Genomic DNA, 23685 nt, shown 5'->3' on the forward strand with positions numbered 1-23685 from the left:
CCGGAAAGTCTGGTGGCCCTGTTCCTGAGGGCACTCTCGCGGCGCGAGCACCGGGGAGAGGCCGGGCAGTCTCCTGACCTATCAGAGGGGCCATCCCTATGTGTGATGGGACGGATCGAGCTCCGGGCAACTCTTGCGGACCCATGCGATGAGCTCCGGGGTGACGTTGAACGAGGGGTGCAGGTGGAGCCCCTCGGCGTCCGCGCGCGGGATGCGGAAGATCTCCTCGGCCTGGTAGTGCAGGTCGAGCATGGTGGGAATGGCGTCCTTCATGGAATCCGGCGCCCCGTTGACCGCTTTGTGGATCTGTAGCAGCAGCTTCGTGTAGGTGCGGTCGAAGGTCAGCAGACGAGAAGCGGCCTCCGGGCTCACCTTGGACCGATCGACGGGCTTGAATCCGTCGATGGGATAGGCGCTCTTCCAGTCGACGTCGACCACCGCTCCGCTGGGAATGTCGCGGACCTTGTCGTACGGGCCGTAGCGGTGCTCGTGCAGGATCTCCATGAAGCGGAAGTAGTGGGCTTCCTGCCGCTCTTCGTTGAAGAACTTGTCGTCGCTGGTGAAGAAGCTGCCGTCGAGTCCTTCGCCTTCCTCGACGACGACCTCGATCGCCGTGCAAGCGCTCCGGTAGTCATGAACTTCTACGACCTCGCCGCCCGAGTTGTAGAAGTGCTCCGTGCCCACCTGGTGTTCGCGTTTGCCGTTGAAGAGTTCTCCGGTCGTGTCGGCGTCGTGCAGTTCTTCCAGCCACGTGCTGATGATTCCGTAGAACTGCCCGATGGTGCGCCAGCCCGCCTTGCTCACGGCCGGCTTGTCCCAGGGAGGGCTCTCGATGTTGACAAACAGTTGCAGCGCGTCCTTCGAGTAGCCGAGGAGCCCGGTCTGTCCGCTGTTCTTCGCTTTTTCGTCGAAGTACCCGTATGGCATCAGCCCCGGGTAGCTGGGCAGATATCGCGCGTCGTCGAGGATCGGCTTTCCGCCGAGCGCGTTGATCAGATTCGCGACCAGCGTCATGTGCAGCATCTCTTCCACCACGACGGAGCGCATCGTGAGGAACGCTTCCCGGTTCGTTCCGGGCTTGATGGTGTACATGCCGGTCAGATACAGCGGGACAGTGGTGAGTTCCAGCTTCAGGGCAGCCTGCAGGAACTTCAGCAGCTGACCCTTGTCAGCCTTCTTCTGCATGAGTTCCGCGCGGTCGTAATTCCAGTCGTCGGTCATTGTCCGGCCTTCTCGAACAGTGTCACGGAGAGGGTGTTGTGCAGGTCCATCAGGTCACTGTGGATCTGGTCGGCGCTGCGCAGCGCCATCGCGGCGCCGGTCAGCGTCGGGTTCGAGGTGCCGATGGCGGGCATGGAGCCGCAGCCGACCGCGTAGAGGTTGGGGTGGTTGTGGCTGCGCTGGAATTCGTCCACGACTGAGTCGTCGGCGCTCAGGCCCATGATGTGGGTGCCCGCGCCGTGCCGTGCACCGACGATGTCGTAGTGGAAACCGCCGTCCTCGAAGCGTGCAATTACTGCCTCGTCGCCGGGCTTGCGGACCGGTGCCACCTTGCTGCCGTACTCTTTCGCGCCCAGCCTCGTGAACAGCTCCCGCGCCACGGCCACGGCGTGGCGTGCGCCGTCGACCACGTAGTCGCTGTCGCTGCCGAATGCGTACTTGATGACGGGGCGGAAGTTTCCCAGGTTGTCGCGGAAATCGGGACTGATCGTCACCGTGTTGTTCTCGTTGGCCGGTTGTTCCAGCAAGAGTTCCATCTGGAACTGACGTGGCAGGTGCCCGGCCAGCTTCCTCCGTAGGGCGCGCCCGCTCAGATGCTTGGCGGCCTTCGGCTTCTCATCGACGTGGGGCAGATACCCCTCGTCCACCAAGGCCCGTACCTCATGGGAGAAGGCATCGGCCATGCCTCCCCAGCCCCAGTTGGAGACCGCTGCACGGAAGGGCGAGAATCCGACGCGCCATGCGCCGTCACGGAAACCATCGAGGAATGAGGTGGCGGGCGGTCCGCGATGCGGACCAATATTTCCCCCGACACCCCTGGTATCGGGCATCAGGGCCTTGGCGTACACCAAGGGATGGTCCATCAGATTCCGTCCGATGTGCTTGTTGTCGACTCCCGAGGCGAGCAACAGCTTGGCGTTCTCGATCGCGTGCGCAGCGAGGACGACGATGTCCGCCTCGGCGTAATGCGTGGTGAAGGCGCGGGACCGGGGGTCCTCGTAGACCTTGTACTCCACCCCGGTCGCCCGCCCGTTGCGGGGCCGCGACTTTTCGAGCGGGTCGTGGAAGAGGACGCGGGAGACCACGCTGCGGGTGGCGACCGTGACCAGGTCGTCCTTGAACTGCGACTGGGTGCGCAGCGGCGTGTACTTCGCCTGCACCGGGCAGATCGGAATGCAGCTGGAATTACCCTGACACCGCTCCCCGTAATTGGGAATCCCGATCGCACCGACGGGCCGGAATCCCTCGCCCTTGCGGTAGTCGGGATTGGGGCTGCTGTTACGGGCTTGCGGCGCCGGGACCATATTGGGTTCGACGCTGGCGGTGCCGTGCGGTCCATAGCCGATCTTCTCGGGCAACACCTCGGCGATCTTCCGGTCGAGGTAGCTCTGAGGGATGTTCTTCATCGGGTAGGTGTACTTGGGCACCATCACCCCGCTCTTGCCCAACGCTTTGGCGTCGCCGGCCACCCCGAGCTCGAACTCGGCCTCGGAATAGTACTTGTGGAGCATGGCCAGCGTGGTGGGGCTGAGAGCGCTCGGATCCTTGTCATGCACCTTCAGCGGCCAGTTCTTGCCCACCCCGTATCTGGTCTGAGTGAGGAAGTCCCCCTCGTGCATACGCGGGACCACGCCCTCCCAGTGCAGAGTGGTCCCGCCCAGCGTGCGCAGATAGTCACTGGCGTACAGCGGGCCGTCGAGCTGCTGGACGAAGTAGCCGGAGGGGTCGGTGTTGTCCGGGGAGGGGGCGGCGGGGTTCGGCAGGTAGGGCGAGTTGGGGGACTTGTGGAGCGCGGCGCGGTAGTCGTCGACCGCGGCGCTGTAGCCCTCCCAGGTGGCGACGGAGCCGGTGCCGGCCTCCAGGATCAGGACCTTCCACCCGTTCTCGGAGAGGCGCTTGGCGACGAGGCTGCCGTAGATTCCGCCCCCGACGATCACGGCGTGGTAGCGGACGCGATTGTGGGCGTATCGGTCGGCGGTCATCAGGAGAGTTCCTCGTACGATCCGGTGGCGGGGGCGGGGATCGGCACGGGGGGTGACTGCCAGCTGCCGTATCCCGGGGGCTTGCCGCCGGGCGGGTGACCGCCGGAGACCTTCCACACCAGGCCGTTGAGGTAGGCCTCGGGGGACACCATGAACGCCTCGTTGGGCGCGACCCCTTGGGGCTTGGTCTTCTCGGCCTCGCGGAGCTTGGCCTCCGCGGCCGGGCTCAGGCCGTACCAGGCGCCGACGTACCACATTTTGACGACGGCCCGTGCCGCGTCGGCCAGGATGGGGTCGTCCGTCGCCGTCGGCCAGGGCAGCTCGTCCGGCACCGGCGACTTGGCGTTGGCTTCCTGCTTCTTCTTCCGGTAATGGCGGTAGAGGTCGGCGGCGCGCTGGGCGCCGATCCGCGCGATGAGCGTGCGCTGATACTCCTCGACCATGCCCGTCGCGTAGAGATCCTCGGGTGAAAAGCCCGTCAGTGGGACGGACATGTCGACGAAGTACCGCTCGTCGGCGGCGAACTGCTCTCCGGTCGGGTCGGGCTTCAGTGGGGCGGTCACAGACCATCACTCCTTTGACGGTACGCAACAGGTGAGTGACGCAGAGTGGCTATTTTGCGGATATGCCGCCGACATGTCCCGGAAGCAGGGCGGTGACGCAGCGTCGATATGCGTCATATGCCATGGCCATATGGGTGAATCGCACGAACGTACGGATGATCCGGGTGCCCCAACCGTGGTGAGCGGCCCTCGGCAGGGAACACGGAAAGCGCGGCTCTGCCGCCTTCTCACCCCCAACCGAAAGGAGCCATCGATGGCCATCGACTTCGACGCGGAAAGCGGAATCGGACCCAAGGACCCGAAGAAGGGAGAACTCACCACCGAGGAGAAGGCCCTGCTCGGCGACATTCAGGGAAACATCCTGAAGAGCCACGGCCGGGACCACAGCCAGCATCTCTTCCTCAAGTTCGACACGACGAAGGCGAACGAGGCCAGGGCATGGCTTGTCCAGTTGGCCACCAAAAAGGTGACGTCCGCACTCAAGCAGTGGGATGAATCGCTCACCCGCGCCGAAATCTTCGAGAAATCGATGAAAAAGCAAGACCCCGAGGCGTATCGCAGCGACGAACTGGCCAAGAAGGGCAGCAGCATCTTCATCAATGTCATGCTGTCGGCCAAGGGGTACGACGCCCTCGGACTCAGCAGCAAGAAACCTAAGGACGCCACGTTCTGCGGCGGAGCCGCCGGTGCGGTGTCCAGACTTGCCGACCCTGCCCGCAAGGATTGGGAAGCACCGTACGACACAGCGGACCTGCACGCGCTGGTCATCGTCGCGGACGACGATCCCGGGAGGGTCGACGCAGAAGCCAAGGCGATCGCGGCCTCCCTCAAGGGCGGCACGGTCGTGAGCACCGAGGTCGGAAAGGCCCTGCGGCGCGGGAAGAACGGTCCCGTCCACGAACACTTCGGCTTTGTCGACGGTGTGAGCAATCCCCTGTTCTTCGCCAAGGACATCCCGCAGAAGAGCGATGACATCAAGCGGTGGAATCCCGGTGCGGGGCTGAACCTCGCCCTGGCGAAGGACCCCGGCGGGAAGGCGACCACCGGCTATGGGTCGTTCTTGGTGTACCGCAAACTCGAACAGGACATCAATCAGTTCAATAAGGACCGGCACGAGTTGGCCAAGGCCCTCGCGAAGGAGGACCAGCGGACCGAACCCAACCACGCCGACTGGCAACTGGCCGGCGCCTACATGGTGGGACGCTTCCCGGATGGATTCCCGGTCTCGGAGAAAGCGACACCCGAAGGCGCCAACAACGACATCCCCAACAACTTCAACTTCGACGCCGACACCAAGGGCCTGAAGTGCCCGTTCCAGTCGCATATCCGCAAGACGAACCCGCGCGGGGACACCACGAAGCTCGGCGAGACGCTCAAGAAGGAACGCACTCACCGCATCTCCCGCCGGGCCATCAGCTATGAGAAAAAGGGCAAGGTCGGGCTGCTGTTCCTGTGCGTCCAGAAGAACATCGAGACGCAGTTCGAGTTCATGCAGAAGCTCTGGGTCAACAACCCCACATTCGTCCAGCAGAACCCGCGCACCGGACTTGACCCCCTGATCGGCCAGGGCACACCGGAGTCCCAGCAGTGGCCCGCGAAGTACGGCTCCGAAAAGAAGATCCCGTTGAGCCTGCAACAGTCTGTGCACATGAGGGGAGGCGAATACTTCTTCCTGCCCAGCATGAGCTGTCTCATGAGCATGGCCACAACCAGCTGACCTGCATGGTGCAGGCCCATCCACAGGTGCGGCCCCGGGTAGTGCCGGGGCCGCATGCGGTCAGGTGCGAGTGTTGGTCAGGGCAGCTCGGGGAATGGTCAGTCGATGCAGAACTCGTTGCCCTCGATGTCCAGCATCGGAATGCACGAATCATTGCCGTCATACAGCGTTCGCACGTGTACCGCGCCGAGTGGGACCAGTCGTGCGCATTCGGCCTCCAGCGCGGCGAGACGCTCTTTGCCCACGAGTCCGGTGCCGACCCGCACATCAAGATGCACCCGGTTCTTGGCGGCCTTCCCTTCGGGGACGCGCTGGAAGTACAGTCGCGGGCCCACACCCGAGGGATCGCTACAGGCGAACCATGAATCCCGCTCCTCAGGCGGCTGCGAGGACTTGAAATCGTCCCAAGTGGCAAACCCCGCCGGTGGCGGCGGTACGACGTACCCCAACACCTCGCACCAGAAGCGAGCGAGGCGCTCAGGTTCTGCGCAGTCGAAGGTGACTTGGAACTGCTTGACCGATGGCATCGGCGCACCATAGCAGGGGGATCGACGCACCATGGCAGGGGACTCTGTTGCTCATTTCCCGGTGTGGATCCTCGTGTTGTCGGGAGGACGGTCCCTATTAGGGCGTGATTAGGGCCTGTTGAAGGTACCTGGGGAGGATGGCGGAGAACCCATTCGTGATCCAGAATGCATGGATGGTCACGCTTGAGACTCCCCGTCTGATCCTGCGTCGCTGGCGCGAGGAAGACGTTGCGCCCATGGCCGCCGTCAATGCCGACCCCAAGGTCATGCGGTGGATCCGTGACGGCAGCGTCCGCGACGAACAGCAGACTCGCAGCGGGGTCCAGGCATGGGAGAGCGAGTGGGAATCACAGGGCTTCGGCCTGTTCGCTGTGGAGATCCGGTCCACCGGCGAACTGGCCGGGTTCACCGGCCTTTCGGTGCCCAACTTCCTGCCGGAGGTACTGCCGGCGGTTGAGGTCGGCTGGCGGCTGGGACGTTCCCACTGGGGGCACGGCTTCGCCACCGAGGCCGCCGAGGCCGCTGTACGCTTCGCGTTCGAAATACGAGGGCTGGAGCGGATCGTCAGCATCGCCCAAGTGGGCAACGACGCCTCCGAACGGGTCATGACCAAACTGGGGATGCATCCCGTCCGTGAGACCGTCCATCCCACCCACGGTCGGCGACTACGGGTGTTCGAGTTGTCGTCGGACCAGTACGTCACAAAGTACGTCACAACCACTCGTTGATGCCCGCTGTCGCCGAGGCGCAGCCGCCCCTCGGCGACAGCGGGCATTGCGGGAGCCACAGGCGTTCCTAGCGCCAGGGATCGAGGGCGTGCTTGCCGCGGGTCCGGCCGGCTTCGAGTCGCTGCAACACCGCCGGCCCCTCGGCCAGGGGGTGAACCTGGGGGGTGCCGGGCGGGTACACGCCTTGGGCGATGAGTGCCTCGATCTCGACGAGCAACGACTGGTAGAGGGACGGTGCCGCGGTCGCCAGCGCACCGATGTGCAGGCCCTTGACTTGGACCTGGTGGGTGAAGACGAGGTCATGCGTGGTCAAGGTGGCGTCGCCGGAAGCGGCACCGAACACGACGATGCGTCCGGTGAAGGGTTTGGTGACGGACAGACTGATCTCGAACGTGGCCTGTCCCACCGATTCCAGGACCAGGTCGACACCGCCGGTCAGGCGGGTGATCTCCGCGGCCAGATCAGGGCGTCGGCTGTCCAGGACTTCGTCGGCACCGAGTGCTTTGACGGTGTCGTGCTTGGCCTGTGACGCCGTGGCGATCACGCGCGCACCGTAGTGGCGCGCGAGGCGGACGGCGGCCTGCCCCACGCCTCCGGCCGCGGCATGGACGAGCACCACGTCACCCGTCTTGATCTCGCCCAAGGGCTTCAGTGCCGCCAATGCGGTTGCCCAGTTGAGCACCAAGCCGAGGGCCTCGGCGTCGCTCCAGCCGGAAGGCACGGGGAGTACGCCCGCGGCCGGCATCGTCATGTACTGCGCGAAGGCCCCCGGGCCGGCTCCGACGACATGGGTGCCGAGCTGAAGCGGGCTCTCGACGTCCGGGCCGACACCCACGATCTCGCCTGCGGCTTCGAAGCCCGCCACATAAGGGAACTGCGGGCCTCCTCCGTAAGTCCCATGGGTCTGCATGACGTCAGCGAAGTTGACCCCGGCAGCGCCCACACGGATCAGGTACTCGCCGGGCCCCGGGGTGGGGCGGCGCCGATCGGTCGTCAGGGTCAGACCCCTCGGTCCCTGATGTGACCGCTGGACCAGTGCTCGAACCGTCTGCTCAGCGCTGTGCTGCTGCTCGTTGATCTCCATGCACCGAACGTAGGAGTCTCACACTTACGTCAAGGTCAAGTGGCGGTCATAGAACGGTGCGGCGGGCCTCCCGCAGGTAGGCGTCGAGTGCCGCCTGCTGATCGCTGAGAACGGCGATACGTGCGGCGAGTCGATCGCGATAGCACTGGACCTCGTGCAGGAACTCCGCGCACACCACATCCGCGCCGACATCAGAGCCGTCCGTGAGGCTGGGCAGAACTTCCCTGATCAACCGCACGGGCAGCCCGGACTCCAGCAGCGAGCGGATGACGAGCACCCGATCGATGGTGGACTGGCAGTAGTCGCGGAACCCATTGCTGCAACGACCGGGGACGATCAAGCCCTCGTCCTCGTAGTGCCGCAACGATCGCGCACTCACGCCGCTGACTCTGGCAGCTTCACTGATCTTCACACTCGGAAGCAACGTCCAGGAACACCACGATCTTCCAGCACCAGCGCTACGACGAAGTGCAGACCTGCCCAGGCGTCAGCGACCTCATGTCCCGCAACAACTGGTTCCCCGCCGGGCAACGTCTGCCCTCGAAGGGGGGCGACGGGGCGCACGTCGCCTGTCGGGGCACTAGCGTGTGGCGAGCCGCTCCAGCAGGGCGGCGCTCCGTGCCAGCAACGCCCGTTCCTCATCCGTGAGTTCGGCCTCGATGGCCTGCGCGAGCCAACCGGCTCTGCGGCCGCGCTCCGCTTCGAGTGCGGCCCGGCCCGCGTCCGACAGCTCGACCAGCGACTTGCGGCCGTCCGTGGGGTGCGCCCGGCGCGTGATCAGGTTCTGTTCCATGAGCAGCCCCACCGACCGGGCCATCGACTGGGGCCGTACGCGCTGATCGGCGGCGAGGTCGCTGGTGGTCATGGCGCCGTTGCGGTCGAGTGCACCGAGCACGGCGGCCTGGCCCAGCGGGATGCGGTCCTCGTCCTTGACGCGCCGAGTGAGCTTGCCCATCGCGGTGCGCAGTTCAACGGCGATGGCGGCGGCTTCCGAGGTGGGCATAGGGCACTTTACCCCGTTGGCCAGCAAAGCTGTGCACCTGACCTGCACAGCAATGCTGTACAGCAAAACTGAGCAGCATTGCTGTAGGGTTTTGCGTTGTCGGGCCCAGCGCCAGCGCTGTCGCAGCCGGGGCCACGGCATACGACCACGGGAAGGAACTCCCATGTCCGCAAAGGCAGTCGGAACCGTCAACGCTGCCATCGAGACCGTCACCGCCCGCCGGATCATCGACAGCCGGGGCAACCCCACGGTCGAGGTCGACGTCGTCCTGGCGGACGGATCCCTGGGGCGCGCGGCTGTCCCCTCCGGTGCCTCCACCGGTGCCCGGGAAGCCGTGGAACTGCGCGACGGAGACTCCGCGCGCTGGCACGGCAAGGGCGTCGACCGCGCGGTGGCCCACGTCAACGGGGAGATCGCGGCGTCCGTGCGCGGCCGGGACGCGGCGGACCAGGCGGGGCTCGACGCCGCGCTGGTCGCCCTCGACGGCACCGCCACGAAGTCCCGGCTCGGCGCCAACGCGATCCTCGGCGTCTCCCTCGCCGCCGCCAGGGCCGCCGCGACGGCCCATCGCCAGCCCCTCTACCGCTACCTCGGCGGCGCCGAGGCCCACCTCCTGCCGCTGCCGATGATGAACATCGTCAACGGCGGCGCCCACGCCGACAATCCGCTGGATTTCCAGGAGTTCATGATCGCGCCCGTGGGCGCGGACACCTTCGCCGAGGCCGTCCGCATGGGCAGCGAGGTCTTCCACACCCTCCGCCGCGATCTGCTGGCCGCCGGGCACTCCACGGGCGTCGGCGACGAGGGCGGCTTCGCACCCGCGTTGCGTACCGCTGAGGAGGCGCTCGACTTCGTGATGGCCGCCATCGAGCGCACCGGCTACCGCCCCGGCACGGACATCGGCCTGGTCATGGACCCGGCGTCGTCGGAGTTCTTCCGCGACGGGGTGTACGACTACGCGGGCGAGGGGGTGCGCCGCACCCCCTCCGAGAACGCCGACTACCTGGCCAAGCTCATCGACGCGTACCCGGTCGTCTCCATCGAGGACCCGATGGCGGAGAACGACCTGGACGGCTGGCGCGAGCTGACCGCCCGCGTCGGCGACCGCTGCCAGCTCACCGGCGACGACGTGTTCTGCACCAACGAGACGCTGCTGCGCGAGGGCATCCGCACCGGCGTCGGCAACTCGATCCTGGTCAAGGTCAACCAGATCGGGACCCTGACCGAGGCCCTGGCCGCGGTGGCCACGGCCCACCAGGCGGGCTGGACGGCTGTCATGTCGCACCGCTCGGGCGAGACGGAGGACACCACCATCGCGGATCTGGCGGTGGCCACCGGCTGCGGTCAGATCAAGACCGGCTCACTCTCCCGCTCCGACCGCACGGCAAAATACAACCAACTGATCCGTATCGAGGAGGAGTTGGGCGACTCGGCACGCTTCGCGGGCCGCTCCGCACTGCGCCGGGCGTGAACAGCAGGCAGACATAGAGACCACGCGGGCCCCCAGATCGATCTGGGGGCCCGCTCGCGTGGGGCACCCCGGCCGCACGGGAAGACAAGTCCTCCTGGGCTGTCCCTCCCCCGTGTGTGACCTGCGCCTTCCTCCCGCGCCGATCGGCACGGCCGGTCGAATGGAACCAGCCAGTGCCGGATCACGCTGCGGTGTCGTGCAGTCGCAGGGGAACCGATGTCTGCGGCGGTGGCGTCCCGGCAATCGCCCGAGCCTGCAACCTCGCCCGGCCTACACCCATCTCGTCCGTCACCTGGCGCTGCGGATGTTCAACGCCCGCGCGGAATGCCCAGCGTCTGTGTGAGCTGGGCGAGTTCCTCCTGGAAAAGCTTCTCCGGGCTGGCCGTCTGGGTGCGCAGGTGGCCGTAGACCTCCAGTGACACGAGGCCGTGCAGGTGTCCCCAGAGGCGCAAGGCGAGGGCGACGGCTGCGGGCGGCAGGTCGGGAAAGGCGGGGCGTACCTTGTCGAGGAGCCCGGGGTCGAAGTCGGACCAGTCGAAGGTGCTGCCCTGGTACAGGCGCTGGGCGTGGGGCCATGCGGCTGCCGCGAGGGCGGTGAGTCCGGTGCAGACCCGGCGTGCCGCGTCCGGGGCGGGGCCGCCTTCGGGCGCCTGGTAGCCGGGGACGGGGTCGCCGTAGATGAGCCGGAAGCCCTGCGGATTCACCAGGGCCCAGGTCCGGAAGGCGTTGGCCCATGCCTCGATCCGGACGGCGGGATCCGTGGCGGGGGCGGCTTCCCAGGCAGCGTCCACGGCGTCGGCCAAGGCGGTGTACACATCATTGATGAGCGTGGTGACCAGGTCGTCCCGGGTCGCGAAGTAGCCGTAGATGGCGTTGGCCGTCATGCCCATCTCGCGCGCGATGGCCCGCAGTGTGATGGCGTCCGGCCCGCCGGACGCCATCAAGTCCAGTGCCACCTTCTTGATTTCGGCTGTGGTCTCGGCCCGTAGCCGCTCGCGCCGTCCCCTGCTGCCCGTGACTGTCACAACTGGCACTCTACAGCGTCCATTTAATGAGCGCGGTACCGAAACTTCACGGCGTATAGTTTCTGCACGGCGTCACCTCTGTGGCGTCCACATTCTGCATGCACACGGGGACAAGGGGACAAGGGGAGAGACATGCACATAGGAGTCATCGGAGCCACGGGCACCATCGGCAGGCGGGTCGTCACCGAGGCACTCGACCGCCATCACCACGTCAGGGCCTTCAGTCGTGACGCCACACAGCCGCAGCGTGACGAGCATCGGGACAACATCACATGGGCGAGCGTCGACGCCCTGGACCCGAAGAGCATCGCCGGCGCGCTGCCCGGCCTCGACGTCCTGATCAGCGGGTTCCAGCCGGGCAACGCCGCCAAGGACTTCACGGACACCGTGCAGCGCTCGATCGCCGATCCGACCGTCTACGCGACGGCGGCGCGGGCCCTGCTGAAGGCTTTGGAGAGCCACCCGCGTACCCGGCTCATCGTGATCGGCGGCGCAGGCAGTCTGGAGATCGACCCGGGCGTGGTGCGCGCCGACTCCGACGAGCTGCTGCACACAGCCCTCGACCAGCTCGGGCTGCCCCGCGAATACGCCGCAGCGGTACGCGGACACCGCGACGCCCTCGACGTCCTGCGCGTCTCGAACCGGCTGTGGACCTACTTCAGCCCCGCGGAGGAAATCGCCCCCGGCGAGCGCACTGGGCGTTTCAGGGTCGGAGGTGACCAGCCTGTTTTGGATGCTGAGGGCCGCAGCCGAATCTCGGTGGAAGATGCGGCGGTGGCCTTGATCGACGAGGCGGAGCTACCCCGCTTCGTCCAGCGTCGCTTCACCATCGGCTACTGAAAGCCCGCAGCAAGATCCCCAGATCCCCGTGGGGGAGTTCGCGCACTCCCCCACGGGCCAGGGCGGGCCAGGAATGCCAGCCGTGCCATACAGCCAAGTGACCCTGCTGTGACAAGTGCCCGTGGTCAGCTGGAGCGAACGCCCACACACTCGCGTATGCCCCGTAGTTGATAGCTTGTCACCGATCGCACAAGTGGCTGCGAGGGGGCGTGACGGCTGTGCCACATCCGCTGGAGAAGGCTGGAGAAGGGGGACAGTTGAACCTGCGGATTGCGAAGGCCGCGCCGGCGGTGCTCATGGCCTGCGTACTGACGGCCTGCAGCAGCGACTCCGGCGATGGACCAAGCCACACAAGTGAGAGCCCGTCTCCCAACAAGGTCGCGGGGATCAGCGTTCCCACCACATACGACAACTCCCAGGGCTGGCAGGAACGAGTCACACCCGGTGGCCTGGACGGTGCCGTGCCACTGACCACAGCACCCCGCAATCACCTCGTGACGTACCTCGACAGCACGGGGGACGGATACGTCATCAAGGCACGGGACGAGAAGACCGGGAAACTGCGCTGGCGCAGCAGGCCATGGACACCGCCTGTCCCGGAGGAGAGCCAGACGGAGACCGGGGACGCCCCACCGCCGCACCTGGCGGTCGTCACCAGTGGCGACGCCGAGTATGTCGTGGCATACGCCTACGGGGAGAAGCAGGCGGACGAGCTGAGTCCGGCACGTGAGGTCGTCGAGGTCGTCTCCTACCGCGCCGACTCCTCAGGACAAGCCGTGGCCCCGCTGAAGACCACGGCCGTATCCGTATCCGGTGAGCCGGACCGCATCAATGCTGATGGGTCCGGAGTGGTGATCGCGGAGTTCGACCGGGTATCCACCGTCGACGTTGCCACCGGGCGGACCCGCGAGTACGAATCCTGCGACACCTGTGAGAAAGCGGGCGACGCGTTCGCAATGGTGGACAAGGGGCTGGTCGTCAGCTCTCCCGCATCCGGATACGAAGTGCTCGGCGCCTGGGATGGTGAGGACACCGTTCCGGACGGCTACCGGGACGGATACGGGAACGCCATTGCCGTCACCGAGGACTACGTGATCGGCACGTGGGACCACCTCGACGTCGGCCACCCCGCACGATGGGTCGTCCACGACGCGCGTTCAGGCGCCGTCGTAGCCGATATGCCGTGCTCTCCTCCCGAAGGCACGGGAACGGCCAACCCCACCTTCTACACCCCGTCGGTCTCCGCGAACGGGCGATATCTCGTCGTCGGTACGGGCGCCTTCGACCTCAAGAGCAAGAAGGGGTACTGCTTCGAAGGCACAGACGAGCGCAACCCCATCGAGCTCTTGACGGTCGACGACAACGGCGTCGCCTACGGCGTGTCCGTTCCCACCGACGACAGCGAGCCGAGGCCGCAGGTCCAGGTGCCGCTGAAGACGGCGGTGCCCAGGCTCGCCCCCGACGGTGCGACCATGCCGGCCGCAAACTCCGCGGAGTACGGATACTTCATCGCGCCGACCGGCAGCGGCAAGCTCGCCCTTGGACTCATCGCGTATCCCCACCGCTGAATCGAGGTGGAAGGCGAGCCTCCCTCCCAGACACCCGGAGTCGAACGATCGGGTAAGTCAGTTCGGGCCTCAGGGAGACTCTGAGTAGGGGTACTCATGCCACGGCCGACAGGACTACGCATACTCGCGCCATGCACATGGAATCGCCGGGTTGCCCCGACTGCGGAATGCCTCTTGGGTCACCTCCGCCCGCTTGGTGCACTCATTGCCGACTGCCGCTGACCGGGCCGGATGCCCTGGCGTTGTGGCAGGTCGCAGGAGAGTTGCACGCGCTGGACGCACGCAGGCAGTGGCTGGCGCGGCGGCACGACGAGTTGCTGGCCGCGCTGCGGGTACGCCGGGACGCACCCGCGAGGTTGCAGGTGATTCCGACCGTGGTCGAGGGCGGTGGTACGGCCAGTGGTGCGGGGCGGGAGGTCTCCGCGCCGTCCGCCCGGACCGCGCTGCTGATAGTCGGCGGAGTGCTGGTGGTCGTGGCCGCGTTGGTGTTCACCGTGGTGAGCTGGGGACGGCTGGGCATCGGCGGGCGGGCCGCCATACTGCTCGCGGTGACCGTGTGCGCGCTCGCATTGCCTGGTCTGCTGCGGCGGCGGCAGCTCACGGCCACCGCCGAGGCTTCGGCCGCCGTGGGACTCGCCCTGGTGTTCCTGGACGCCTACGCCGCCCGGGAGGCCGGACTGGGCGGTCTGGATCGCGTGGGGACAGCGGGCTACTGGGCGGTGCTCACCACGCTGATGGCGGTGGGGGCGGCGGTCTACGGCTGGTGGCAACGGCTCCGGCTCCCGCTGCCCGTGGGATTCCTGATAGCACGGCTGCCGGGCCTCCTGGGCACTGCGGCCTTGGGCGGAGCGGCCGAGAACTACGCGACCGCGATGATCGCCACGGCGGCGGTGGACTTCGCGGCCCTGTACGTGCTCACTGCACGCGCCGCCACCGGGCCTGCCGGGTTCCGCGACCGGGTGGGCGGTGAGCAGGCTGCCACCATCCTGGTCACGGGGGCCCGGGTGGTCGGCGGCGGATGGGCGCTGCTGGGTGGGGCGCTCGCGGTGTGGCACGCGGTGGGCGCCTCGTCGCCGGCCGAGGTGATGCGGGCCTGGGTGCCGCTGAGTCTGCTCGCGCTGCTGGGTACGGGGCTGTGCCGCGGCTTCCGCGCTTTGCCACCGGCGCTGCGCTCCGCCGCTGAGGGTGTGGCCGTCGTGGCGTTGATCGTGGCCGTCGGAGCCGGCTTGCGGTGCGTCACACCCTCGGGATGGGCCGTTGCTGGATACGCGGCACCGGCTGCGCTCATCGCGGCGTGGGCGGCGGTGTCCTGTGCGCGGAGCGGCCGGTGGACGAAGCCTGCTAGGGGTGGCTCGTACGCACCGCCGCCCGAAGCCGCGGCTGCAATGGGAGAGCTGGTCGCCGCCTCAACCATGCTGCTGCTGACCGGTGTTGTGGTGCTGCCGGAACTCGCGCATGCCCTCACCCGGCCCGTCGTCCCCGGCATGGAGCTCTGGCTTGACGGACATCCGCAGCGGTGGAGCTGGCAGCTCGCGACCGCGCCGCTGGTCGTACTCTGGTTGGTCGTCTCCGTCCTGGCCACCATGGCCGTACTGCGTGCCCGCACCGTCGACGACCGTCACACGGACCAACTCGCGAAGGTGCTACACAACACCACAGCACTGGCCGCCGTCCCGCCGCTGCTCCTGCTGCCGGTGGCACTGGGGCTGCCGTACGGGTGGGTGCTGGCGGCCGCCGTTATGGCGTCCGTCGCCGTAGCGGTGGACGTCGTGCGCCGGCAGGGGGCCGCACTCGTACCGCGGCTTCTGGGGCTGGCCGCGAGCGGCGTTGTCGCCCTGCTGTGGTCGTCGGCCGACCGGGCTGCCGTTCTCGCGCTATGGGGAACCTTCGCCGTGTCAGCCGCCGTACTCGCCCACGTCCTTTCGGCGCCGACTGCCCGGCCTCCCGTGCGCACGACGGCATGTGTCGCGGGTGCCTTCGCCATCCTCGCCCTGGGCGTCGAGGCGGTCGCGTCCGGAATCACCGCCGGCCTACCCGGGCACGTCACCGCGTTCGCGGTACTCGCGGTCGCCGTCATCGCCGCCTGCGCCGCAGCGGCGTGGCACCGGACCCCAGGCCGCGATCAGGTCTCCACGGCCGTCGAAGGCGCCGGGTATGTCCTTGCCGCAACCGCCCTCGCCCTGACGGCCCGCCATCCCGGTGCGCTGAGTCTCGCCCTCGCCGTGACAGGGGTCGCGGGCCTGGCCATCGCGCTGCGCCCGGACCGCCGCCGCGCCGCACTCATGGGAACCGCCCTGCTCATCGCCTCCTCCTGGGTGCGCCTCGCCCTGGCGGACGTCACCGTCCCCGAGGCGTACACGCTCCCGGTCACGGCAGTGGCACTGGTCATCGGTCACCGCCGCCGTACGAGCACTCCGGGGACGAGTTCCTGGCCCGCCTACGGGGCGGGGCTGAGCGCGACCATGTTCCCCAGCCTCATCGCCACGTGGAGCGACGGGAACTGGGTACGCCCGCTGCTCCTCGGCGCGGCTGCCCTGCTCGCCACCGTCGTCGGGGTACGCACCCACCTCCAGGCACCGCTGATCGTCGGCAGCGGCGTACTCGTACTGGTCGGGCTGCACGAACTCGCCCCGACCGTGGTCCAGGTGTTTGGCCTCCTCCCCCGCTGGGTGCCGCTGGCCGCTGCCGGCCTGCTCCTGCTGCTGCTCGGGGCCACCTACGAGAAGCGGATCGGCCAAGCCCGGCGCCTGCGTGACACGGTCCGCAACATGAGGTGAGCCTCCGACACGGCCCCCTGCTGACGTCGCCGGTCCCCCGCCCCGCACTTCTGTTGCCGCCGGCCCCGAACACCACATCCGGTCAGAGGCTGGTGAGGAGGTCGCCAAGTGGGGTGGGTACGTACTCGGGGTCGAGGGCCTCGACGAGGAGGTGGCCGTAGCGGATCTTGCGGCCCTTTTTCGTGCCGAGGAAGCGCCGCAACTGCTGCTGCCGGGGTCGGCCGTGGTGTGCGGGCTGGTGCAGGAAGGTCTGCCAGGCGCGGAGGTCGCCCTCGGCGCGGATGATCTCCTCGACGCTTGCTGTGCCCAGCGCGCGGATGAGTTCATCCTCCAGGTCCGTCACGCACACGAAGAAGCCCTGCTGAGGAGCCCTGGCCCGTTTCAGGCCGCGGTCGTAGAAGGGCTGCTCCCTCTCATCGCACAGTCCTGTCAGGCGCAGGCCGAGACCGGGAGGCCCGAGGCGGTCGGCGTAACGGCCGATGTTCATCGCCCCGCCCATCGACAGCACACACACCCCCTCGGCGGCCAGGTCTTGGCCTTGCCGCGCGGCCAGAGTCTCAACGGCCGCGAGGTCGCTCAGCCCTTCGAGCAACACCGCCGTCCGTATCCCCAGTCGTACAGCCAGATCACTCGCCGGCCCGGCGGGACCGCCGGCTGCCCAGCCGCTGACCTCGTCCCGGAATGCGCGCATGTCCGCCATGGGGTGAGTCTGCACCTCCACCGACGGCACGGCACGGAATTCTTCCGACGGCCCGGTCGATGTGCCCGGCGCTCTCCCCGGGTACGCCTGCGTACCCGGGGAGGGGGCAGCTTCGGGGGCTTGAGTTCCCAGCCTGGAGTGGCCAAATGTGTGGCCCGGAGCGCTTGTGACTGAGGGGGTGGTTGGCGGTCTACGCCAACCACCCCCTCAATTGCGCTGGCCCCGTGCCGGATCAATTGGCCGTTGGCGCTGATCGTTGACCGCTGTGGATGTGGAGGCGGCTGCAGCGGCCCTGGCGCACTTCACTGTTTTCCATCAACCACCGACAGGCAGTCCCCCAGGGAGACCGCCCGGCGCGGCGCCCGTGATGGCACCCGTGACGACACCCGTGACAGTGTCGGTGGGAAGTCCGCCCTTGGCGGCATCTCCCGCCACAGGCAGTCCTCCGAGAAGATCTCCACCCGGAAGACCGCCCCCCTCTCCCCCACCGGCCACCGCCGGAAGGGCCTGGTCGGCTGTCATCGACAGTGTGGCGGCGCCGGAGGCCAGGGCGTTCTGGCCCGCAGCCAGAGATTCGGCAGTGCCGGCGGGCAAGGTCTTGGCCACCTCTTCCATGGGGAGGCCCGTCACGGCCCCGGTCACGGCGCTCGTCGCACCGTCGGCCGGCGATGCTGCTGTGGCCGCCCCGGCGGAGCCCAGTACGGCAGTTCCTGCCAGCAGCGGGACGGCAATGGTCATGATCTTGGCGTGCATAAGCCTGGCTCCAAAAAGGATTGTTCGGGAATTGCGCGGCACAGCCGAGAGAGTCCGTGGTCCGTGGTCCGCGATTCACGGGACTACGTCGGTTTCAGCTCTCAGAAGTCCCGAGACGGACGGACGCCGCCGACGTGAGTGCCGTAGACGCGAACCGCCAACTCCCGCACCATCGCGTTGACTTCGGTCGCGTCGGAGAATGGCGCGGTGGTCACATCTCCGTCGGATGTGGCGGGTGAGCTAAACGAGAATGTCGACGAGCCTGGACGTGGATCGGCGCCCCTGTGGCAGGGCGCCGATGTCTCACCAGCCGACGGTCAGAGCGCGCTGCCGGCGCCAAGGGCGTTCGTCTTGGAGGCGAGGTCGTTGTTCGTCTTCAGCTTGTCGGCGACCTTGCCCACCGCGCCGATGAGCACGTCGGCGTTGACGCCATCGAGCGGGTTCTTCACGTCCTGCTTGCTGACCGTGTTGCTGTCCAGCAGCGCCGTCTCACCATCGAGCGGCCCAGGAGCCGCGAGTGCCGGCGTCGCGGCCCCCAGAACCAGAGCGACACCGACAACACCCGCAGCAGCCTTGGCGATCTTCACGATCTGTATCCCTTCCAGCAAGTGCGCTCAACGGTGCGGCACGACCCTCGTGCCTCCGGAGGGTCCGTCCTCGGACCCTCGTAACGCACTGCCACAGCCCTAACCACTGCACTCATATCAAAGTGTCGAAGTATCACCCGTCCGAGGAATATTTTCATCAGAGCGTTCTGGAGGGCTTGTCCGACGACCTTGGCAACGACAGGCCCTCGATAACCTTGCATTCGGAGGGGTGAGGTCGCCTGTAGATGACCCCGGAGGGGCGCCGGACACAAGCCCGCCCGGTCCATGGCCTGCGCCGTCTCCTCGATGCTTTTGTCGAGTACCTGGACGGGGTTCCAGGTGGTGGTGGACCAGACCTGGACCGCCCCACCCTTCTCGCCGCGGGCCAGCGACTTCCCATCCGGGCTCAACACCAAGGCATTGAAGGGTTCTTGAGTGAAGGTCAGGTTCTCGCTCTCTGTACGAGTGCCGGCGCGCCACACCTTGACCTCGTTTTCAGAGGTGGTCGCGAGAACCTTGCCGTCCGGCCTGGCCGCGATGTCGATCAGGCTTTTCCCGGCCTTCCGGACCGTGGCGGTGAGCTGTCGCTGCCGGATGTCCCAGAAGCGCAGCTGATCGGTCCAGGTGGAGGCGATGAGGGTGCGGCTGTCCCCGGCGAACGTCATGGACAACACTGCACCGTCGACCACACGCGCCGTGGGGCCTACGGGGTCGACGAGGGTGGCGACCAGGTCGCGAGAGGCGACATCCCACAGCGTGATCGTGGTGTTGGCACCGTACGCCAGGGTCTTCAAAGACTTCCGCCTCGCAGCCCGCAGCGTCATCGGCAACACGAACTGACACTGCGAAGCCTGGCCGGCATGGCCGTCGGAAGCACCGAGTAACTGTTCACCTTGGGAGGTTAATCGTCGAGCTTCGGGCGTGTATCGGAAGTGGGTCAACGGCTAGGCTGCGACAGTGGTCAACTTGCCTATAGCCCCTGACGAACTGGTGCTCCGAGTCTCCCAAGCGCACACTCGGGTGCTGGAACTGGTCGATCGACTCGATGACCGGCAGAAGGAGGCAGCCTCTGCCCTGCCGGGGTGGAGCCGCGGGCATGTCATCAAGCATCTCGCCGACAACGCCCGCGCCTTCGAGCGGCAGGCGCTGGCCGCCCTGCGGGGCGAGATCATCGACATGTACGACGGCGGCCAGGGAGAGCGTGACCAGTCCATCGACCGCGGCGCCGCCCGGCCCTTGGCGGGGCTGCGCGAGGAACTGAAACTGGCCCAACGGTCCCTGGAAGATGCCTGGAGCGGGTTGACGGCAACGGACTGGAGTCGCGCGGTCCGCTTCCGTCACGCCACGGTGTTGGATACCGCGCTGGCACGGTGGCGAGAGGCGGAGATCCATGCCGTAGACCTCGCGGTCGGCTACCACCCCCGCGACTGGTCGCTGGACTTCGCCCTGCACGCCCTGGACTTCCTGTCGGATCGCGCCCCCGTCGGTACTCGGCTGGTCTTGCAGGCCACCGACCATGATTTCGCCCGAACCTTGGGCACGGGCACGGGCACGACAGTCGAGGTCTCGGGAGCAGTGCGTGACCTTGCGGCCTGGATGGCCGGCCGGAGCGCCGACGGCCCCTTGAGCACGACCGGCCTCCACTTGCCGGAACTGGGTCCATGGCCGCCTGATCCCGCAGACTGACGGGTTCACAGGCGAGGGCCTGGAACGATCTTGCGCATGGCGCGTGGAGGCCTGACGGACGACCAGTGGGCGGTCCTGGAACCGCTGTTGTGAATCAAGGAGCGGACTCGTGACTCGGACAACCCGGAAGCTGGTCGTCGGGGCCGCTCTTTTTCTTTCGTGTATCGCCTGTACGGCGAATAGCGGGGGTAACACCGGGCCCTCCGCAACCGCTTCTTCAGCGGACCAGTTCACTCCAATCAACCAACTGAAGTCGATCAGCCTCGATGGAGACCCGCTGTCCGAAACGGAAACTTCTGACACGCGTGAAGCCCCCCGAGCGGTAGGGGAAGTTCACGCGGGCCATTACCGCATGATTGCGTACACTCAAGGAAGTTCCTGCGGGCTCCTAGTAGTCGATGCGAAGCGCTCAAAGCGATCATTGATCAACCTTGTTTCCGCCTGGCCGAAGGATCGTTCAGAAGGCAGTCAACGCTACGCTGCCGGCCCTTACGGACTTGCTTCGGGCGCAGGTTCAGACGCTTCTCACTCGCAAGCATCGCTGTACTGTAGCGAGAAGGCGATGGTCGTCGAATTCACGTCCAGGGAAGACACGTCGACGGCTGGACAGCAAGGCCAGGTTTCACTCAAGGAGCGCCAATCCGAGCCCGCCGCATTGGTAATGGTCGTCGGTTCGGATGATGCGCGCAAGAAGATCACAGACCATTTCAAATGAGCTCGGATACCGCCGCCTACTGTGCTGCGGGGTGTGCCATCGCCAAGTCGAAGTCGTCCGTACCGCGGCCCTCGACGGACAGCGTCGACGCCACGGGCGGGTAGCCGCTGGCGATGAGCGAGTACTCGCCCGCGGTCAGATCGGTGAAGGCGTACGCGCCGTCGGTGTCCGTGATGGTGGTGCGCACCACGTTGCCGGCGGAGTCCACCAGCGTGAGCCGGGCATCGGGCAGCGGACGGCTGCCCTCGCCGCCGCGTACGGTGCCCCGCACCTGCAGACCGGCCGATCCTGTGGCGCGGGCGAGCTTGACGCCGTATGCGACCGGGGTGGCCGCCGTCATGACCGTGGCGGCCTGCGGCTCGTGGCCATCGGCGGAGGCGATCAGGAGGTACGAGCCACCGGTCGGGGCGTGCAGCGTGTACCGGCCGTCGGGTTGGGAGACCGTGCGGCCCACCTGCCGTCCGTCCGGCGAGACGAGGGCGAGTGCGACACCGCCCAGCACCTCGCCGTCGGCGTCCCGGACCAGGCCGTGGAACCCGGCCCCGGCCGGGACAGCATCGGCTTGCACCGCAGGCTCGGTGGCCGGATCAGCTTCGGCCTGGAGCGCAGGCTCCGTGGCCGGGTCAGCAACGGCCTGCTCCACGACCGGAGTTGACGAGGTGTTCGCGCTTGCCTTGCCGGCCTTGACGGCCCGGGGGCCGTGCTGTCCGCGCAGGCCGAGCCAGCCGATCACCGCGACCAGTGCGAAGGCGGCGGCCCCGATGCCGAAGGTGAGGGTGAACCCGGATTCGGCGGGCAGCGGCGGAACGCCCGCCGGCAGGTGCTCGATGGTCTTGGACGCCAGGATCGTAGTGACGATGGCGCTGCCGATCGCGCTGCCGGTGGAGCGGGAGATCGAGTTGATGCCGTTGGCGATGCCGCTCTGGTGGTGCGGGACGCTCGCCATGATGACGGCGGGCATGGCGGCGTAGCCGAAGCTGACGGCGGCGCCGGTCATGAGGCCGGCTCCGATCACCGAGGCGGTGTGGGCGTGGTCGAGGGCCAGCCAGCCGAAGCCGACGGCTCCGAATACCGCGGCCAGGCCGAGCACGTACCGGGGGCCGCGGTGGCGGACGAGCCGGCCGCCGATGGGCGAGGCGAGCAGGGAGACGATCGCGCCGGGCAGCAGGAACTGGACGGATGCACGCAGGATGGAGGCGTCGAAGCCGAAGCCGGTGAGCGCCTCGGGCATCTGGACGAGGTAGGAGACGCCGAGGAAGTTCGCGAACATGCCGAAGCCCACGAGGATGCCGGCGAGGTTGGCCATGAGGACCGGTCGGTGGATGAACATCCGCATGTCGACGAGGGGCTCGCGGACCTTGACCTCGACCAGGACCCAGACCGCGATCATGACGGCCGCGCCGGCGAAGGTGCCCAGCGTGCGGGCGGAGGTCCAGCCCCACTCGTGGCCCTGGGAGATCGGCAGCAGGAGCAGCAGAAGGGCGATGCCGAGGGTGAGGGCGCCGAGGAAGTCGGTGCGTCCGCCGGTCTTGTGCCGGGTCGCGGGGACCAGGAAGGCGACGGCGAGCAGGGCGAGGGCCGCGAAGCCGGTCGCCATCCAGAAGGCGTTGCGGTAGTCGGCGTCGGTGCCGGAGGTGAGCAGGCCCGTGGCGACGAGGGCGAGCCCGCTGCCGAATGCGAGGGTGCCGCTGACCAGAGCCATGGCGCCGGGCAGTTTCTGCGGCCGTATCTCTTCGCGCAGGACGGAGAGGGCCAGCGGGAAGATCGCGGTGGCGGCGCCCTGGAACACCCGGCCCAGGATCAGCAGCGGCAGCGAGCTGGCCATCGCGGCGATGACTGAGCCCGCGACCATGACGACGAGCACGGCCACCAGGGTGGGCTTCTTTCCGTGCTGGTCGCCGAAGCGGCCGAGCAGCGGGGTGAAGACGGCGGCGGACAGCAGGGTGGCGGTGGTCACCCAGCTGACGTTGGCGGTCGAGGTGCCGAGGTCGGCCTGGATCAGGCCCAGGATCGGGACGGGCAGGGTCTGCATCATCGATACGACCATGGCGGCGAGGCTCAGGGCGAAGACGATGACCGTCTCGTTCCGTTGCCCGGGGGCGGGGGCGGATGCGGCGTGACTCATGGCTGGCGGGACCTTCTCAGTGCTTCAGTGCTTCAGATCATAGATGTTTGATGACATCAAGTACTTCCGCAGACGGTAGACGCCAATACTTAAGACCGTCAAGTAAACAATTGATGATGTGAAGCATCTTGAGTAGGCTCCAACCATGAGCACCACCGCCCCGCAGGCCCCCACCAAGCTCCAGCTCTTGGAGCTGCTCGCCGCCATCGGCACCGCCCAGTGGCGCGATTTCGCGGCCGCCGCCGCCCACCACGGCCTCACCTCCACCCAGGCCAAGGTCCTCGCCCAGCTCGACCGCCCGCTGCCGATGCGCGGCCTCGCCGCCCTGCTGGTGTGCGACGCGTCCAACGTCACCGGGATCGTGGACCGCCTGGAGGCCCGCGAGCTGGTCCGCCGTGAAGCCGACCCCGCAGACCGCCGCGTGAAGAACGTCGTCGCCACCGACGCGGGCCGCGAGATCATCCGCCGCGTGCGCGAGGAGATGCAGGAGACGCACGGCGCCCTCGACGCCCTGGGCGAAGCCGAGAGCGCGACGCTCTACGCCCTGCTGGAACGCTTGCGACCGACGATGGAGAAGGACGCCTGACAGCCCGCGTTATGACCACCGACCGGG

Annotated in this window: 22 protein-coding genes and 1 pseudogene; 9 read left to right on the top strand and 14 right to left on the bottom strand. The window is 67.5% G+C overall.

Annotation, left to right across the window (positions count from 1 at the left end; all coding sequences use genetic code 11):
• Nucleotides 1-96: 96 nt before the first annotated feature.
• Genes FCH28_RS13530 through FCH28_RS13540 form a run of 3 tightly spaced genes read right to left on the bottom strand, consistent with a single transcriptional unit; the run spans nucleotide 97 to nucleotide 3766 of the window.
• Nucleotides 97-1221, bottom strand: coding sequence for a ferritin-like domain-containing protein (locus FCH28_RS13530; RefSeq protein ID WP_136740127.1), 1125 nt, complete (start codon nucleotides 1219-1221; stop codon nucleotides 97-99).
• Nucleotides 1218-3203 carry a GMC oxidoreductase gene (locus FCH28_RS13535; RefSeq protein ID WP_136740128.1) on the bottom strand — a complete coding sequence of 662 codons (1986 nt, stop codon included), beginning with the start codon at nucleotides 3201-3203 and terminating at the stop codon, nucleotides 1218-1220. The genes FCH28_RS13530 and FCH28_RS13535 overlap by 4 nt, the downstream gene beginning before the upstream one ends.
• The gene (locus FCH28_RS13540) at nucleotides 3203-3766 is read right to left on the bottom strand and encodes a hypothetical protein (RefSeq protein ID WP_222852418.1); all 564 of its coding nucleotides are present in this window, start codon (nucleotides 3764-3766) and stop codon (nucleotides 3203-3205) included. Before FCH28_RS13540 ends, FCH28_RS13535 begins: the two co-directional genes overlap by 1 nt.
• A 73-nt stretch (nucleotides 3767-3839) precedes the next feature.
• Between FCH28_RS13540 and FCH28_RS13545 the strand changes: the two genes are divergently transcribed.
• Nucleotides 3840-5483: a Dyp-type peroxidase gene (locus FCH28_RS13545; protein WP_136740129.1), complete on the top strand. Its 1644-nt coding sequence runs from the start codon at nucleotides 3840-3842 to the stop codon at nucleotides 5481-5483.
• A 98-nt stretch (nucleotides 5484-5581) separates the two neighbouring features.
• Here the strand turns inward: FCH28_RS13545 and FCH28_RS13550 are convergent, their stop codons facing one another.
• Nucleotides 5582-6010, bottom strand: coding sequence for a VOC family protein (locus FCH28_RS13550; protein ID WP_136740130.1), 429 nt, complete (start codon nucleotides 6008-6010; stop codon nucleotides 5582-5584).
• Nucleotides 6011-6183: 173 nt separating this feature from the next.
• On the opposite strand from FCH28_RS13550, the gene FCH28_RS13555 reads away from it, so the two are divergent.
• Complete coding sequence (locus FCH28_RS13555; protein WP_136740131.1) at nucleotides 6184-6738, top strand: GNAT family N-acetyltransferase; 555 nt, start codon at nucleotides 6184-6186, stop codon at nucleotides 6736-6738.
• 67 nt (nucleotides 6739-6805) lie between these two features.
• Here FCH28_RS13555 and FCH28_RS13560 read toward each other — a convergent pair whose 3' ends face one another.
• The 3 genes from FCH28_RS13560 to FCH28_RS13570 form a co-directional block, all read right to left on the bottom strand.
• Nucleotides 6806-7822: an NADPH:quinone oxidoreductase family protein gene (locus FCH28_RS13560; protein ID WP_136740132.1), complete on the bottom strand. Its 1017-nt coding sequence runs from the start codon at nucleotides 7820-7822 to the stop codon at nucleotides 6806-6808.
• 46 nt (nucleotides 7823-7868) lie between these two features.
• A complete protein-coding gene (locus tag FCH28_RS13565; RefSeq protein WP_136740133.1) occupies nucleotides 7869-8234 on the bottom strand; it encodes a MerR family transcriptional regulator in 366 nt (121 codons plus the stop codon).
• A gap of 168 nt (nucleotides 8235-8402) precedes the next feature.
• Complete coding sequence (locus FCH28_RS13570) at nucleotides 8403-8825, bottom strand: MarR family winged helix-turn-helix transcriptional regulator (protein WP_101386258.1); 423 nt, start codon at nucleotides 8823-8825, stop codon at nucleotides 8403-8405.
• A 163-nt stretch (nucleotides 8826-8988) separates the two neighbouring features.
• On the opposite strand from FCH28_RS13570, the gene eno reads away from it, so the two are divergent.
• Nucleotides 8989-10296: a phosphopyruvate hydratase gene (eno, locus tag FCH28_RS13575; RefSeq protein WP_136740134.1), complete on the top strand. Its 1308-nt coding sequence runs from the start codon at nucleotides 8989-8991 to the stop codon at nucleotides 10294-10296.
• Nucleotides 10297-10604: 308 nt separating this feature from the next.
• Here the strand turns inward: eno and FCH28_RS13580 are convergent, their stop codons facing one another.
• Nucleotides 10605-11321, bottom strand: coding sequence for a TetR/AcrR family transcriptional regulator (locus FCH28_RS13580; protein WP_246102774.1), 717 nt, complete (start codon nucleotides 11319-11321; stop codon nucleotides 10605-10607).
• Nucleotides 11322-11453: 132 nt separating this feature from the next.
• Here FCH28_RS13580 and FCH28_RS13585 point away from each other — a divergent pair, with 132 nt between their 5' ends.
• From FCH28_RS13585 to FCH28_RS13595, 3 genes are all read left to right on the top strand, one after another.
• Nucleotides 11454-12161 carry an NAD(P)-dependent oxidoreductase gene (locus FCH28_RS13585; RefSeq protein ID WP_136740135.1) on the top strand — a complete coding sequence of 236 codons (708 nt, stop codon included), beginning with the start codon at nucleotides 11454-11456 and terminating at the stop codon, nucleotides 12159-12161.
• 257 nt (nucleotides 12162-12418) lie between these two features.
• Nucleotides 12419-13729 carry a hypothetical protein gene (locus tag FCH28_RS13590; protein WP_136740136.1) on the top strand — a complete coding sequence of 437 codons (1311 nt, stop codon included), beginning with the start codon at nucleotides 12419-12421 and terminating at the stop codon, nucleotides 13727-13729.
• A 263-nt stretch (nucleotides 13730-13992) separates the two neighbouring features.
• Nucleotides 13993-16506, top strand: coding sequence for an SCO7613 C-terminal domain-containing membrane protein (locus tag FCH28_RS13595; RefSeq protein WP_136740137.1), 2514 nt, complete (start codon nucleotides 13993-13995; stop codon nucleotides 16504-16506).
• Between the two features lie 82 nt (nucleotides 16507-16588).
• On the opposite strand, the gene FCH28_RS13600 is transcribed toward FCH28_RS13595, so the two are convergent.
• The 4 genes from FCH28_RS13600 to FCH28_RS13615 all read right to left on the bottom strand — a co-directional run bounded on the left by FCH28_RS13600 (nucleotide 16589) and on the right by FCH28_RS13615 (nucleotide 19379).
• Nucleotides 16589-17206 (bottom strand): TOPRIM nucleotidyl transferase/hydrolase domain-containing protein, encoded by a 618-nt coding sequence (locus FCH28_RS13600; protein WP_136740138.1) that lies wholly within the window; start codon nucleotides 17204-17206, stop codon nucleotides 16589-16591.
• Between the two features lie 315 nt (nucleotides 17207-17521).
• Nucleotides 17522-17959, bottom strand: a complete 438-nt coding sequence (locus tag FCH28_RS38520) for an ATP-binding protein (protein WP_187363829.1) — start codon at nucleotides 17957-17959, stop codon at nucleotides 17522-17524.
• 317 nt (nucleotides 17960-18276) lie between these two features.
• On the bottom strand, nucleotides 18277-18546 hold the full coding sequence (locus FCH28_RS13610) for a hypothetical protein (RefSeq protein ID WP_136740139.1): 270 nt from the start codon (nucleotides 18544-18546) through the stop codon (nucleotides 18277-18279).
• Nucleotides 18543-19379, bottom strand: coding sequence for a WD40 repeat domain-containing protein (locus FCH28_RS13615; protein WP_136740140.1), 837 nt, complete (start codon nucleotides 19377-19379; stop codon nucleotides 18543-18545). Before FCH28_RS13615 ends, FCH28_RS13610 begins: the two co-directional genes overlap by 4 nt.
• Nucleotides 19380-19503: 124 nt before the next feature.
• On the opposite strand from FCH28_RS13615, the gene FCH28_RS13620 reads away from it, so the two are divergent.
• Entirely contained in the window at nucleotides 19504-20232 is a 729-nt protein-coding gene (locus FCH28_RS13620) for a maleylpyruvate isomerase family mycothiol-dependent enzyme (RefSeq protein ID WP_136740141.1), read from the top strand.
• A 109-nt stretch (nucleotides 20233-20341) separates the two neighbouring features.
• Nucleotides 20342-20947 (top strand): hypothetical protein, encoded by a 606-nt coding sequence (locus FCH28_RS13625; protein ID WP_136740142.1) that lies wholly within the window; start codon nucleotides 20342-20344, stop codon nucleotides 20945-20947.
• Between the two features lie 16 nt (nucleotides 20948-20963).
• On the opposite strand, the gene FCH28_RS39160 is transcribed toward FCH28_RS13625, so the two are convergent.
• Nucleotides 20964-21590, bottom strand: a complete 627-nt coding sequence (locus FCH28_RS39160) for an MSCRAMM family protein (protein WP_246102901.1) — start codon at nucleotides 21588-21590, stop codon at nucleotides 20964-20966.
• Nucleotides 21576-23072: pseudogene (locus FCH28_RS13630) on the bottom strand (MFS transporter); the annotation flags it as partial. The pseudogene FCH28_RS13630 and the gene FCH28_RS39160, both read right to left, overlap by 15 nt.
• Nucleotides 23073-23217: 145 nt before the next feature.
• Between FCH28_RS13630 and FCH28_RS13635 the strand changes: the two are divergent.
• Nucleotides 23218-23658 carry a MarR family winged helix-turn-helix transcriptional regulator gene (locus FCH28_RS13635; RefSeq protein WP_136740144.1) on the top strand — a complete coding sequence of 147 codons (441 nt, stop codon included), beginning with the start codon at nucleotides 23218-23220 and terminating at the stop codon, nucleotides 23656-23658.
• Nucleotides 23659-23685 lie beyond the last annotated feature (27 nt).

This window comes from Streptomyces piniterrae, from assembly GCF_005048155.1.
Lineage (GTDB): Bacteria > Actinomycetota > Actinomycetes > Streptomycetales > Streptomycetaceae > Streptomyces > Streptomyces piniterrae.

What these genes read in the sequence shown, in the direction of transcription:
- FCH28_RS13530 (WP_136740127.1), bottom strand. Translation starts at nt 1,221, where the DNA reads ATGACCGACGACTGGAATTACGACCGCGCGGAACTCATGCAGAAGAAG.
- FCH28_RS13535 (WP_136740128.1), bottom strand. Translation starts at nt 3,203, where the DNA reads ATGACCGCCGACCGATACGCCCACAATCGCGTCCGCTACCACGCCGTG.
- FCH28_RS13545 (WP_136740129.1), top strand. Translation starts at nt 3,840, where the DNA reads ATGTCCCGGAAGCAGGGCGGTGACGCAGCGTCGATATGCGTCATATGC.
- FCH28_RS13550 (WP_136740130.1), bottom strand. Translation starts at nt 6,010, where the DNA reads ATGCCATCGGTCAAGCAGTTCCAAGTCACCTTCGACTGCGCAGAACCT.
- FCH28_RS13555 (WP_136740131.1), top strand. Translation starts at nt 6,184, where the DNA reads ATGGTCACGCTTGAGACTCCCCGTCTGATCCTGCGTCGCTGGCGCGAG.
- FCH28_RS13560 (WP_136740132.1), bottom strand. Translation starts at nt 7,822, where the DNA reads ATGGAGATCAACGAGCAGCAGCACAGCGCTGAGCAGACGGTTCGAGCA.
- FCH28_RS13570 (WP_101386258.1), bottom strand. Translation starts at nt 8,825, where the DNA reads ATGCCCACCTCGGAAGCCGCCGCCATCGCCGTTGAACTGCGCACCGCG.
- eno (WP_136740134.1), top strand. Translation starts at nt 8,989, where the DNA reads ATGTCCGCAAAGGCAGTCGGAACCGTCAACGCTGCCATCGAGACCGTC.
- FCH28_RS13585 (WP_136740135.1), top strand. Translation starts at nt 11,454, where the DNA reads ATGCACATAGGAGTCATCGGAGCCACGGGCACCATCGGCAGGCGGGTC.
- FCH28_RS13600 (WP_136740138.1), bottom strand. Translation starts at nt 17,206, where the DNA reads ATGGCGGACATGCGCGCATTCCGGGACGAGGTCAGCGGCTGGGCAGCC.
- FCH28_RS38520 (WP_187363829.1), bottom strand. Translation starts at nt 17,959, where the DNA reads ATGCACGCCAAGATCATGACCATTGCCGTCCCGCTGCTGGCAGGAACT.
- FCH28_RS13635 (WP_136740144.1), top strand. Translation starts at nt 23,218, where the DNA reads ATGAGCACCACCGCCCCGCAGGCCCCCACCAAGCTCCAGCTCTTGGAG.